The sequence below is a fragment of the Methanococcoides sp. genome (genome assembly GCF_030594565.1).
Taxonomy (GTDB): Archaea; Halobacteriota; Methanosarcinia; order Methanosarcinales; family Methanosarcinaceae; genus Methanococcoides; species Methanococcoides seepicolus.
Window position 1 is genome coordinate 12,618 of record NZ_JAUVEY010000001.1, and the last position, 12,799, is coordinate 25,416.

Here is a 12,799-nt window from a genome sequence, read left to right on the forward strand (position 1 = left end):
TTTTAGTCCGTTTTCTTTACACCACACTATTTTGTGTGCGTTGCATTACAGTAAACTTAAGACTCAAATAAAACCATTATTCGCGGACGAGCCTTTCCTATTTATCATATAAATGTTTTTTGATTTATTTTTTATGATTAATAATGCTCTATTGAGGGAAAAAGAGAAAAAGAGAAAAGATTTGATCCTTAAATGATCAAAAATCAGATGCTGTCAGAACATTGACACTTGCAGGGCTTTTTGCAATATTGCCCTTTTTCACACCAATAAGGTTCTCAATACCCTTGTCAGATGCGATATCCAGGATACGCTGAGTTACGACTCCATCGAAAACAACGCTCTTGATCCCTTCATCGTTCTCTTTCAGTGTGTTGACCAGATCACGAACTGCAGTTTCCTCAATGATCTTGTCCTTTGAATCCAAAAGTCTTGCTCCAAGAGTTCCATTCAGTGCATCAGAGTGTGGTTTAAACCTAAGTGCCCGCGGAGAGAGCACTGCGGGCTTTGCTTCTTTTGGCGCCCTTGTTTCCCTGGGTGCCGTTGTTTCCCTGGGTGCCCTTGTTGCTCTAGTTGCTGTTGTTTCCCTGGGTGCCCTTGTTGCTCTAGATGCCGTTGTTTCCCTAGTTGCTGTTGTCTCCCTTGGTACCCTTGTTGCCCTAGATGCCGTTGTTTCTCTAGTTGCTGTTGTCTCCCTTGGTACCCTTGTTGCCCTAGATGCCGTTGTTTCTCTAGTTGCTGTTGTTTCTCTAGTTGCTGTTGTTTCTCTAGTTGCTGTTGTTTCCCTTGGTATCCTTGTTGCCCTAGATGCCGTTGTTTCCCTGGGCACCCTCGTTGCTCTTGATACCCTCGGTTTCTCTTCGGACATGGAAGGTTTGTTAACAACTTTGGTAGCAACAGGTGCAGAGACCTCACTCGTTGGCCTTTCCTTGCGCTTTGGAATGCGTGTGACCCTGCCACCCTTAGCAGGTTTTTCTATCTGTTCAGGTTTAACATCTGTTTTGATAGAGTAATTTTCAAGAGCCTGCTCTACAGGGATCTTCTGCCTCAGTGCGCGTACGATCTCCCTCTGAACAAGGTCTTCGACACTCTTTCCGTCAGGAGCACGTGCAATGTAATCAATGTCTGCAACCTGTAGAAGCTCCTTTATGATGAGCTTTCCACCACGGTCACCGTCTGTGAATGCAGTTACGGTCTTCTTCTTTGTGAGCTCTGCAACCTCAGGTGGTACATTGGTGCCGCCTACACAGATAGTGTTCTTGATACCATATCTCAAAAGGTTCAGCACATCCGCCCTGCCTTCAACAACAACGATCGCATCGGATTCGACCACATTAGGGCCACATGGGATCTTGTTCTTTCCATAGTACTCCATCTCTTCAATGCGTACTGACTGACGAACTTCATCTGCGATCTCCTGGGATTCCGGAAGGTTCTCATCGAACATGTCGGTAAGAATGTACTTTGCACGCTCAATGATATGTTTCCTTTTGGTTGCACGAACATCCTCGATCTGTGTGATCTCGATCTTTGCCGTACATGGACCTACTCTGTCAATGGTCTCAAGGGATGCTGCAAGAATAGAGGTCTCAACCCTATCGAGGCTAGATGGAATAAAGATATTACCTTTGGTCTTACCGCCCTTTGCACCTACTGCAACCTCTATCCTTCCGATACGGCCGGTCTTTTGAAGATCGCGCAGGTCCAGATCTGAACCAAGCAGACCTTCTGTCTGGCCAAAAATAGCTCCTACAATATCAGGGCGTTCAATTATTCCGTCAGCGCTGATCTTTGAATGAATGATATATTTAGTGGTGTCTGTATTTTGCATATTATCTCCTTCTTATACAGTAGTTGCCATATTAGGCAGGATCTACGTTTAAACAGACTAACAAAATATGACCAAATATGCATACTACAAAATAGGCTCTCAAGAGTAGAAGAAAGAAGATCTTTCGGCTGCATGTACTATGTCAGATATTGTCTATTGACCATCAATTCAAACAAATTCCCCATAGTTTGAACTACCAAGTAAGGCATCAACTCTCCAGATAATCCACATATATATAAGACATCCCAAAATCCCCTCGTGCATCAATTGCACATGGATGTGTCATCTGTTAATGCGAATAATTCTGTATGCTGACATCGAACCTTTGAATAGCTATAGACAATTGACACAAATTATAAAGTGCCGTTTGTCCAATTCCTATAATATGAATAAGCCTGACTCTCTCGACTGCTCCTTCTGCTTGTAATATGTGATAATGGTGCGCATAAAGTGATGGCGCAACCACAATGATCCAGATTTTATTTTGATAATCTGTTTATTTCCATTGAATAAATCACCCAATGGAATATTTGATAAATTAATTAAGTTTTAGTGTGATAGTATTCCAATCACAATAGACTAATTAGTCCTTACACTTTAATAACTTTGTGGTTTTGGATCTTTCTGAAATACCTCTGCACCACGATTTCAAAAATGTGTTCGAAAAACTATTTTAAGGATCATTATGGTATTGTAAAGTGGATGTAATTAAATACATCACAGCATCCTCTTTAAAATATAAAGATCACACCATAACCACAGTATATTCACTAAAATCAAACACGATAACCGTGTTTAAATTTGTCTGATGTAGAGCTAAAATATCGTAATAAATCAACATGTTTAAATACAATAACATAATAGGGATGCTGACGAGCGGGACACATTATTTTTTACTACAATAACCCCCCCACTCCCCAAACTCGCTCGTCAATTATCTTACTGTTCTATCCTCGGTTCTTCATCATATACGGTTCTCATCAAATGCCAAAACCCTAATAACATGCATCTGAGAATATCTTTATGAAAGATATTAGAAAATATGACCTTGCCATCATCGGCGGAGGTGCTGCCGGGCTTACTACTGCTACACATGTAAAGCGGTGCAGGGACCTTTCCGTCATAGTCATTTCAAAGGATGCTCACATATCGTACAGTGAATGTGGGATACCTTTCAAACTGTCAGGCAAAGTAAATGATTTTGATTCTCTTATTGTCAAAACTCCTGACTTCTTTGATAAGATGGGGATAGACATAGAACTTGAAACTGAGGCCCTGTCAATAGATATTCTCAATAGAACGATAGAGCTTGAGAACTGTGATATCTTGTTCGATAAGCTTGTCATCGCTACCGGTGGAAAACAGCGGATACCTCAGCCCTTACAGAAATATATCGGAATGGATGGCGTATTCACCCTGCAAACACTTGCTGACGGCATGAAAATAGAAAATGCACTTCTTTCCGCTGAGACCATGGTCATCATCGGTGCCGGTGCAATAGGTGTTGAGACCGCAGCCGGTATAGCGAAAAGAGGGATAGACACAACACTGATCAACCGCGGTCCTGCAATTATCTCACGTCTGATAGATCCTGATATGGCAGAGATAGTTTCAGAATACCTCAAGTCTGTCGGTGTAACCCTCATTACAGGCAATATACCGGATAGTATCGAAGGGAAAGAAAGGGTGGAGAACGTTCTAATTTCAGGAGAACGAATACCAGCGGATATCGTTATAATAAGCACAGGAATATTACCTGATGTCGAGCTTGCAGAAAATGCAGGTATTTCCACAGGAGAACTTGGAGGTATTATCGTAAACGAACACCTTCAGGCATTTGTGGACGGCGATTTTTCAACCGACATATTTGCAGGCGGAGATTGTTGTGAGATCACAGACTTTATCACCAACAAAAGAACACTTGTCCAACTCGCCCCTGCTGCAAGACATATGGCTACGATAATGGCTAACAACATCTGTGGGAAAGATACCGTACTCAAACCTCTTCTGGGTCCCAGTATCTACGTTGCAGGTGATCTCCTGATAGGCTCGGTGGGTCTTACAAGTAAAAGAGCAAGGTCAGAAGACATCGATATAATCACAGGTTACGCTACAGGAACGACAAAAGCATCTTACTACCCAGGCAGCAGTGATATCCACATCAAGCTTATTTTTAGTGATGATCGACTTACAGGTGCACAGATAATCGGAAAAAGCGGTGTAAAAGAAAGAATTGACAGTCTTGCTTTCATGATAAAGAAGAAGACAACAATTGAAGAAATGCTTTCAATTGAAACCTGTTACGCACCGCCGGTATCTACTGTTGTGGATCCCCTTATGTATGCAATTAAAGACGCTTTCAGGAAAATAAAGGCAAGAACATGATCGATATCGATGGTTCCTATGGAGAAGGCGGCGGACAGATAGTCAGAAACGCCATAGCACTTTCTGCTGTTACGGGAAAAGCAACATCCATAAAGAATATACGTAAAGACCGGCCAAACCCCGGACTCTCAGCCCAACATGCAAAAGCAATAGGAACAGCGGCCTTATTGTGTGATGCAAAAGTAGAAGGAGTTAAGATCGGCTCTACGGATATTGCATTCTTTCCACAGGAAACAAGGGGGGGTAACTATACCATTGATATCGGCACTGCGGGAAGCATAGCTTTACTAGTACAATGCATAATGCCCATTGCTGCTTATTCTGACACTAAGGTCAAACTTGACATAAAAGGGGGAACTGATGTTTCATGGTCACCAAGTATCGATTATCTTAATAATGTCACACTCAATGCCCTCTCGAAAATGGGCTACCGATGCAACATCGATATTTTAAAAAGAGGATACTACCCGCGTGGTGGAGGTAGTGTTAAGGCAATGATCGAGCCTTCACATTTAGTGCCTCATGAGCTTTCAGAAGAAAGAGGGATCATCCGTGGAATATCGCATTGCTCCAATCTGCCTGACCATGTTGCACAGAGGCAGGCCGACAAAGCAAGGGCTGTTCTTGAAGATGCCGGCTATGAATGTTCAATAGAAACATGCCGTACTGACTTTCAATCCACCGGTAGTGGAATAACTTTATATTGTGGAATGAAAGGCTCTTTTGTGCCTGGTAAAAGAGGAATAACAGCAGAAAAGGTAGGCGGTGATGCTGCTACATCCCTTCTGGATGAACTTTTAACCCCTTCTTCCGTTGACATTCATCTTGCAGACCAGCTTATCCCCTATCTCGGACTTGCTGAAGGTGGTTCTTTTACTGTAAAAGAAATATCACCCCATACAAGGACCAACATCTGGGTCACAGAAAAATTCCTTGATATAAAGTTCAAAACCGAAAAAAGAAAAGGTATAGTGGAAATTTCAATTCAATAAGCTTCAAAAAGCTTATTCCTCAGTTTCCACGACGCTAAGATATTCCGGTGGAACACCATCTGTTAGCACAATATCATCATTGACCAACATAAAATGCAATCCATCATCTTGTGCCTCATCCACATCGACCTCAAGCACTACCGGATTCTCAGTATGGACCGAAGCTGATTCTATCGCCTTCCCATAACTTGTACTAAGATGTACATAGCGTTGTCTCATGGGAGCAATACCAGTATCAAGAAGCATATCAACCTCTTCCTGACTGACACCATAGTAAAGATATGGAAGCTCAGTTTCAAGATAGTCCAATTCCACATTAACAGAATGACCGTATCTTGCCCTTATCTTGGAACCCTTTATCTCATACCTAGTTTTCAGATCGGATTCGATCAGAGAAATAAGCCGTTCCCTTGTCGCCCATTTGTAGCGCCGGTCCATTATGTCACAGAGCAGGTCCATATTGACCCAGCCCTGTTCGTCCATAGTGAGTCCAACATCATCGGGAAAGTGCCTCAATGCGCCTGAGATGAACCTTCCGAGACGCTCTTCGCGTTCATCGTCCAGTACATACCTTCCGCTCTCACCACAGTCCGGACAAAACTCGCCCCTGAAGTATCCATGCTCATTACACTTGCGAATCATGCTATCTAAATGCAAATGCATTTTATACTTAATATATCTTTATCTACATCCACGCATCAGAAAGCGGATAATAGAAAATAAGAACGGATTTCTGCAAGATAATGTATGACCTACCTTTCGTTAGGGTTATATCATATCGAATTAAACTTACCCGAGACCTATGCTATTACAAAACAAGGAAAGAGCCTATCTTTTTCCTATAAGTTTTGGATAATTCTTATGGACCCGTTTTAATACTATTTACAGGTGTCATCAATGGACGAGATAACTGAGATCTACAATAAGCTTGGAGGCATTATCAGCGAAGACGATTTTAGAAAGAGGGTCGATGAAAAAGTAGACCAAATGAGCGGTCTTTGTGATATGAAGACAGCAGCAATGCTTGTTGCTCATGATCTTGGGGTCACAGATACTGTAAAAGATATCATCAAAATAAAAGATATAACTGCTGATATAGGCAATGTGAGCTTTGTAGCAAAGGTCACTTCCATTCTTGATGTACGCGAATTCAATCGCAACGATGGTACCATTGGCAGAGTGGGAACTGTTAAGGTCGCAGACGAAACAGGTTCCATAAAGCTCACTCTCTGGGATGACCGTGCGGATATCATTAAGGACGGAAGCGTCGAGGTTGGAGATTCCCTGGAGATCACAGGTTACGCAAAGGATGGCTATTCCGGAACAGAGATAAACATCGGCAAATACGGCCTAATGCGTCAGACCGACCAGAAAGTAGAGGTCAGCATGCAGTCACAGAAGATAGCTGATATAAAGGACGGTATGTCCGACATCAATATTTCAGGAAAACTTCTGGATATCTCTGATGTCAGGAACTTCCAGAAAAAGGATGGTAACCCTGGGCGCGTCATGAACATACTGATAGGTGACGAAACCGGAAAGATACGCGTGACACTGTGGGACGAAAAAGTAGATTCCACCACTTCCCTGAACCTTGATGATGCTGTTGAGATAATCAACGGATATGCAAGAACAAATAATTTCAGCCAGCAGGTTGAGGTACAGATCGGAAACCATGGTGTTCTCAGAAAGACCGAAGCAAATGTCGAGTACAAAGAGAGCTATACACCTATCGCTGACATCATACCCGGCGAATCCTATTCAATAAAAGGATTTGTTTCCGGTCTTGGAGAACTGAGGGAGTTCGAGAAGGATGACGGAACCAGCAACATGGTCTCAAACATCTATGTATCTGATGATACCGGCCGTATTCGAGTTGCTCTGTGGGGAGATCATGCCCTTCTTGTAGATGAACTGGACATTGAGACACCTATCGAAATAATTGATGCATACTCAAAATCCGGATACGAGGATATAGAACTAAGCGCTGGAAACCGTACAAGAATAACAATCAAGTAAAAATGAACACCTATATATGCTATAAAGTAGAATTTTTATGTAATTGAATGTGGGAATTCAATTAGTAGCATAGGAAGGTGATGTTTATGGTCCTGGTGACCAAAGGGGACATTGAGGCGGACGGGTCTATCAAAGAGACCCTGAAAGATGTTACCGTTCATGAGATAATGACTAAGGATGTCTTTATCCTTGACGTGACAAGCACAGCTCTTGAAGTAGCCAAGGCTATGGATGAACAGAATATTGATAGCGTCATCATCACAAAATATGGTGAAGCTACAGGCATTATAACTGAAAGAGATATGGTATGTAAGGTAATGGTAAAAGATGCCATGCCCCACACCGTAAATGCTGAAGAAATAATGTCATCACCTATTCTAACAGTGAAACCAAACACTGGTGCCATTAAAGCATCTGAAATGATGGTGAAATTCCATATTCGAAGGCTTGCGGTCACCGATGGGAAGGCGATCGTAGGACTTGTTACCGACAGGGACATCCTTACAGTAGCTCCGGGTCTGAATACAATTCTGGAAGACCTTATAGAGATAAATAGAGAGCAGGATGTCGTTGAAACTATTGACATTGAAAGGGGGGTATGTCAAAGGTGTGGATCACATGTGGATGATCTAAATCAATTTAACGGTCTTATACTATGCGAAGATTGTAGAGAAGAAGAAGAATAAGCAGATGAAGATGAAGCTTCTTTGTCTGATTCATATGATCGGGGGTTTTATATGAAAGTCAACGAAATTATGTCCAAGGATGCTGTTAGTGTAAAAGAGCACGACAACATGACATATGCACGGCAGTTAATTAGAGACCACTTTCTTAGAGGTCTTGCTGTAACCAATGCCAACGGAAAGATGGTTGGTATCCTGAAAGATAAGGATATTCTCAACATCGCATCCACACGTTCCAATGTAACCATTGAGGGATTCGTGAATGATTGTCCGCTTATAACACCAGAAACAGACATCATGGATGCTGCAAGACTTATTATTGCATCAGGTGTCGGGCTCTGTCCAGTAGTGGCCTCTGAAACTGATAAAGAGATAGTCGGAATGGTAAGCAATTCAGATATTCTTGCAAATATCGGACCTCATAAAATAAATACCAAAGTTGCGGCTGATGTCATGACAACTGATGTCATTAGTTGTAACCCACAGGACATTCTTACAAAAATATGGCCGATCCTACTTACATCGAATTGTTCCGGCCTACCTGTGGTCACCAATGCTCATGAACTTCAGGGCATGGTAACTATAAGGGATATCATAAGATCCGGATTTGTCAGGCCAGCCATTAGTGAGAAAAATCAAACACAATCCAAAGATGTTCCGCCAGTTGAACAGATAATGTCAACTCCTGCCTATACAGTGGCTTCTGACACCAGTGTAAAAGAGTGTATTGAAAAGATGCTCCATTATGATATCGGAAGACTGACGGTTGTTGATGATGGGAAAGTAACAGGAATAGTGGCCCGGACCGATATACTGCGTGCTTCTTTATGAGTGTTGATCCCGCTTTATGACCTAGCATAACTGAGGCGAATCGATCAAGAAATAAAAATTAAACAATTAGGATTGTAACCACAGACCTTTCAATATTTTTGGATGGCTTTTTGTTTATTCCAAAATTCGTACAGCCTATCGAATACTTAATTATTGGAAAAAAATAAGGAGGATAAAATGAAACTTCAAAACAACGGCCCTGTGGGTAGCAAGAAAAAGGATCCTGTTCAGTTTGCTACCAATGAAACAATGGATAAGAGGGCTTTCGATTTCCATGCGAAGATATCAGAGCATGAAGGGGATATTATGTCTGTGGCAACTAAGCATGTTATTACTATCCCGCCTACAACAAAGATCATTGATGCCATCAAGATAATGACAGAAAGGAAGTTCAGGCATATTCCTATAACAAACGCTGGCACAAACAAAATTGAAGGTATCATTACATCTTTTGACATAATCGATTTCCTTGGGGGAGATAAGAGCCAACTTATTGAAAATAAATACAAAGGGAACTTACTGGCTGCTATCAACGCTGATATAAGTTCGATAATGCAACCCCACGTAGTGTCCATTCATAGCACTGGCAATATCAAGGAAGCCTTTGAGCTCATGCTGAAGCACAACATAGGAAGCTTGCCTGTAGTTGATAGCACAGATCATGTTTGTGGAATATGCACTGAGAAGGACTTCTTAACGTTTGCAAGCGGACTTCCCACTAATATGTCAGTTGCCGGTCACATGAGCAAAACGGTGGAAAAGGCGTCTGCTGATATGAAGATCGGAGATGCTGCTAAAGTGATGGTCAAGAACAACTTTAGAAGACTTCCTGTTGTAAAGAAGGATATACTCATAGGAGTTGTCAATGCATCGGCCATTATGAACTTTTTAGGGAACGGAGAGGTATTTGAGAATTTGGTCACCGGTAATTTCCACGAAGCAATGGATGTTCCTATCAGTTCATTGGTCTCAAAGGATGTAGTATGGACCACTTCTGATATAGACCTCGGAGAAGCGAGCAGCCTCATGCTCAAACATGGTGTTGGATCCCTGCCTGTTATCGATAATGAAGAGCTTTGTGGTATAATCACAGAAAGGGATATCCTAAGAGCAATAGCTGAATGAATTTTATTTCCACAGGAATAACTAACAAACGAAGGAGGATGAGATATGAATATATCAGACATCATGAGCTCCCCGGTGTATGTTATGGAGCCGGAAGAGCCTGTGTCACATGCAAGGAAATTGATGCTTAGACATAAGATAAGCACAATTGTTGTCGTGGAAGGCAACAAGATGATAGGTATCGTTACCAAATCCGATCTTGGAAGACGCCTGGCCCAGGCAGAACCAATGTGGAGACGAAGGCCTATTGACAAGGTTCCTGTAAAGATGATAATGACAGAAGACCCTGTTACGATCTATAAAGATGCATCTGTTCCTCAAGCAACGGCATTGATGGTAGATAACGATATCAATAACATCCCTGTGCTCAACAATGGAGAACTTGTTGGTATTGTTACAAGAGTGGATATAATTCGCTGCATGTCTGAGCTCCCTGTTAAAAAAAATCTGGGTGAGATCATGACGGCAGATCCTATTTTTGTTCACAGGCATCACACCCTCAACCACGTGATCGATGAAATGGAAAGTAACAATGTCAGCAAGCTTATTGTTACAGATGATTCCGGGGAAGCTGTTGGAATTATAACGACAAGAGAACTTGCACTGCAGGTACTTGCAGATAATGAGGGAGAACTTCCTTCAAAGAACATAAAGATGGCAAGAAAATCAGAACCCAGTGGTGAGAAAATATACAGATATGTCAAGACTGTCCCTCTTGTGGCAGAGGATGTAATGAGCGACATATTTGCTGTACTGGATGTTGGGGATGATATCACAAAAGCTGCAAAGATCATGGTGGAAAGGAACATTACAGGTATCCCTATTGCTGAAAATGATGAGATCGTCGGTATTGTCAGCAGGACAGATATCATGAGAGCAGCTTGATGGATATTTGAGAGATAAGTGATAGATTAGTGATCTGACGTCACGAAATAAAAGAGGTGAGAAGATATGCAAGTGAAGGACATAATGGTAGAACCGATATCTATTGATAAAGCAGACACGATATCCCATGCGCTTGATGTTATGGAAAAGAAGGATACACGCCGCCTTTTGGTAAAACATGACGATAAGCTTATCGGCATACTTACAATGAGAGGTATTACTAAAGAACTTGGTACACGAAAGAAAGGGGCTAAACCTGCATCTTCACTCCATGTAGCAACCGCTGTTTCAGATAAATTCGTAAAGGTCCTTCCTGATATGGATGTGGACGACGCACTTATACTGATGGCAAAGGACCGCGGTATTATAATTGTAAGCGAGAATGAGAAGATTCTCGGTTGGGTTACACCAAATGAAGTGCTGAACAATAGTCAGATCGATGGTTATGCTGCTGAGATAATGAACAAGGAACCTATAATCGTACATCCAGGAGACAGGGTCAGCCATATCAGACACATAATCCTTGATGAAGATATTGGAAGGTTCCCTGTTATTGAGGATGGCAAACTTGTAGGTATTGTCACTGAACAGGACATCGCTAAGTCAATGCGTGCTTTCAGGGATATTGTTTCTGGAAATCAGCAAGATTCGCGTATTAAGAACCTCATTGTCGAAGATATTATGAAAAGAGGTGTCAAGACCGTGCAATCCAACACTCTGATGTCGGATGTTACAGCGATGATGCTCAAAGAAAAGATCGGGGGTTTGCCGGTAATGAACCTTGAAGGAGATATGGTAGGTTTCATTACAAGAAGGAACATTATTAGTGCGTTTGCAAAGTGAAAGAATGAAACCTGATGATGCTGATCGTATCATATTGGATGTGAGGGCAGCTGCAGATTATCTGGACCTGCCCTTTTCCAAACTCCAGAAATTATTACAAAAGCGTGAGCTTTTGCAGCTCTGGGGAGAACATCAGCATCTTTTTCGTTTTGATACATCTATTTCTCATATTGACAGCGGATCAGTTCTGTAGCAAAAGAACGGCTGTTTTGAACTTATAATGGGATTTCCAAAGATACACCGGGCCATGCTGTTAAAACCTACTATAGAAGCTCACTTTTCTGATGTCGAGACTGTCTGTGCCGAAGAGAAGATGAACGGTTTTAATGTGCGTATCGTTACAGTTGACGGGAAGATCATTGTCATAACCCGCGGAGGTTATGTCTGCCCTTACTCTACTGAAAGGGCACAGAAGTTTTTGGATATTGATTTTTTTGAAGAACATCCGGAACTTGTACTCCACGGCGAGATGGTAGGTCCTGACAATCCTTATATCCCAAAGAAGATATACAATGTCGAATCCCTTGAACTTTTCGTTTTCGATATCAGACATAAACATACTGGCATTCCTCTTCCGCTTTATGAGCGAAGGCAGCTTGCAGAGGAATACGGATTCACACAGGTCAGGCTATTTGGCGAATTTCCAAAGGAAGAAGCTCCCTTAAGGATAAGTGAGATCATCAGGGAACTTGGGAAGATAGAACACGAAGGCGTTGTTATCAAAGATCCCATGATGGAGATAGCACCTTTAAAATATACCTGTTCGCAAAGCAATTGTGCAGACCTGAAACATGCTTTCAAGTTCTACAATGATGTCGGCAGGGATTATCTGTTCTCCAGGGTAGTGCGCGAAGGTTTTCAAGCAGTTGAATGGGAAGAGACATCTGATGATATAGACAAGCGCTGCCTGCAACTTGGCAGAAGCATACTTTACCCCATGATAGATTCTATCATCAATATAGGAAATGGTGTCCGTATAGCCGATGAAGTTCAGATGAAGGTATCAAGCCTTGAGACCGTTTCAAAGTTCAAGGAATATTTAAGACGGCAAGGCATGGAAGCCATTTTCAGTGAACCGGAAGTGGCAGGTGATGAATTTATTGTCAAGATAAAGAAGCTGAACAAGAGTACCAATGATAAGACGCTTTCCATGTGGAAGGGAGAAACATGGTAAGCTCAAAAAAGCATATATCACAATAAGTATTTGT

The 12,799-nt window shown here is 42.0% G+C and carries 12 protein-coding genes; 10 read left to right on the plus strand and 2 right to left on the minus strand.

Going from position 1 to position 12,799, the window contains the following annotated elements; genetic code table 11:
• Window positions 1–196: 196 nt before the first annotated feature.
• Window positions 197–1,828 carry a DNA primase DnaG gene (gene dnaG / locus QAS77_RS00060; protein WP_305063700.1) on the minus strand — a complete coding sequence of 544 codons (1,632 nt, stop codon included), beginning with the start codon at window positions 1,826–1,828 and terminating at the stop codon, window positions 197–199.
• A 1,023-nt stretch (window positions 1,829–2,851) separates the two neighbouring features.
• On the opposite strand from dnaG, the gene QAS77_RS00065 reads away from it, so the two are divergent.
• Together QAS77_RS00065 and rtcA are read left to right on the plus strand one after the other, a co-directional pair.
• Window positions 2,852–4,213: an NAD(P)/FAD-dependent oxidoreductase gene (locus QAS77_RS00065; protein WP_305063701.1), complete on the plus strand. Its 1,362-nt coding sequence runs from the start codon at window positions 2,852–2,854 to the stop codon at window positions 4,211–4,213.
• On the plus strand, window positions 4,210–5,205 hold the full coding sequence (gene rtcA / locus QAS77_RS00070; RefSeq protein ID WP_305063702.1) for an RNA 3'-terminal phosphate cyclase: 996 nt from the start codon (window positions 4,210–4,212) through the stop codon (window positions 5,203–5,205). The genes QAS77_RS00065 and rtcA overlap by 4 nt, the downstream gene beginning before the upstream one ends.
• 12 nt (window positions 5,206–5,217) lie before the next feature.
• On the opposite strand, the gene QAS77_RS00075 is transcribed toward rtcA, so the two are convergent.
• Window positions 5,218–5,847, minus strand: a complete 630-nt coding sequence (locus tag QAS77_RS00075; protein ID WP_250868742.1) for an RNA 2'-phosphotransferase — start codon at window positions 5,845–5,847, stop codon at window positions 5,218–5,220.
• Window positions 5,848–6,102: 255 nt separating this feature from the next.
• On the opposite strand from QAS77_RS00075, the gene QAS77_RS00080 reads away from it, so the two are divergent.
• The 8 genes from QAS77_RS00080 to QAS77_RS00115 all read left to right on the plus strand — a co-directional run bounded on the left by QAS77_RS00080 (window position 6,103) and on the right by QAS77_RS00115 (window position 12,765).
• On the plus strand, window positions 6,103–7,224 hold the full coding sequence (locus tag QAS77_RS00080; protein WP_250868740.1) for an OB-fold nucleic acid binding domain-containing protein: 1,122 nt from the start codon (window positions 6,103–6,105) through the stop codon (window positions 7,222–7,224).
• 86 nt (window positions 7,225–7,310) lie between these two features.
• A complete protein-coding gene (locus QAS77_RS00085; protein WP_305063703.1) occupies window positions 7,311–7,910 on the plus strand; it encodes a CBS domain-containing protein in 600 nt (199 codons plus the stop codon).
• 51 nt (window positions 7,911–7,961) lie between these two features.
• The gene (locus QAS77_RS00090) at window positions 7,962–8,738 is read left to right on the plus strand and encodes a CBS domain-containing protein (RefSeq protein WP_250868736.1); all 777 of its coding nucleotides are present in this window, start codon (window positions 7,962–7,964) and stop codon (window positions 8,736–8,738) included.
• Between the two features lie 177 nt (window positions 8,739–8,915).
• Complete coding sequence (locus QAS77_RS00095) at window positions 8,916–9,863, plus strand: CBS domain-containing protein (RefSeq protein ID WP_250868735.1); 948 nt, start codon at window positions 8,916–8,918, stop codon at window positions 9,861–9,863.
• Window positions 9,864–9,908: 45 nt separating this feature from the next.
• Window positions 9,909–10,748, plus strand: coding sequence for a CBS domain-containing protein (locus QAS77_RS00100; RefSeq protein ID WP_250868734.1), 840 nt, complete (start codon window positions 9,909–9,911; stop codon window positions 10,746–10,748).
• Window positions 10,749–10,814: 66 nt separating this feature from the next.
• Entirely contained in the window at window positions 10,815–11,591 is a 777-nt protein-coding gene (locus QAS77_RS00105) for a CBS domain-containing protein (RefSeq protein ID WP_250868733.1), read from the plus strand.
• A gap of 4 nt (window positions 11,592–11,595) precedes the next feature.
• A complete protein-coding gene (locus tag QAS77_RS00110; protein ID WP_250868732.1) occupies window positions 11,596–11,784 on the plus strand; it encodes a hypothetical protein in 189 nt (62 codons plus the stop codon).
• Between the two features lie 27 nt (window positions 11,785–11,811).
• Window positions 11,812–12,765 (plus strand): RNA ligase, encoded by a 954-nt coding sequence (locus QAS77_RS00115; RefSeq protein ID WP_305063704.1) that lies wholly within the window; start codon window positions 11,812–11,814, stop codon window positions 12,763–12,765.
• The last annotated feature ends 34 nt before the right edge of the window (window positions 12,766–12,799 follow it).

Bases quoted from the DNA above. Each gene is read 5' to 3' on its own strand.
- dnaG (WP_305063700.1), bottom strand. From the start codon at position 1,828: ATGCAAAATACAGACACCACTAAATATATCATTCATTCAAAGATCAGC.
- QAS77_RS00065 (WP_305063701.1), top strand. From the start codon at position 2,852: ATGAAAGATATTAGAAAATATGACCTTGCCATCATCGGCGGAGGTGCT.
- rtcA (WP_305063702.1), top strand. From the start codon at position 4,210: ATGATCGATATCGATGGTTCCTATGGAGAAGGCGGCGGACAGATAGTC.
- QAS77_RS00075 (WP_250868742.1), bottom strand. From the start codon at position 5,847: ATGATTCGCAAGTGTAATGAGCATGGATACTTCAGGGGCGAGTTTTGT.
- QAS77_RS00080 (WP_250868740.1), top strand. From the start codon at position 6,103: ATGGACGAGATAACTGAGATCTACAATAAGCTTGGAGGCATTATCAGC.
- QAS77_RS00085 (WP_305063703.1), top strand. From the start codon at position 7,311: ATGGTCCTGGTGACCAAAGGGGACATTGAGGCGGACGGGTCTATCAAA.
- QAS77_RS00090 (WP_250868736.1), top strand. From the start codon at position 7,962: ATGAAAGTCAACGAAATTATGTCCAAGGATGCTGTTAGTGTAAAAGAG.
- QAS77_RS00095 (WP_250868735.1), top strand. From the start codon at position 8,916: ATGAAACTTCAAAACAACGGCCCTGTGGGTAGCAAGAAAAAGGATCCT.
- QAS77_RS00100 (WP_250868734.1), top strand. From the start codon at position 9,909: ATGAATATATCAGACATCATGAGCTCCCCGGTGTATGTTATGGAGCCG.
- QAS77_RS00105 (WP_250868733.1), top strand. From the start codon at position 10,815: ATGCAAGTGAAGGACATAATGGTAGAACCGATATCTATTGATAAAGCA.
- QAS77_RS00110 (WP_250868732.1), top strand. From the start codon at position 11,596: ATGAAACCTGATGATGCTGATCGTATCATATTGGATGTGAGGGCAGCT.
- QAS77_RS00115 (WP_305063704.1), top strand. From the start codon at position 11,812: ATGGGATTTCCAAAGATACACCGGGCCATGCTGTTAAAACCTACTATA.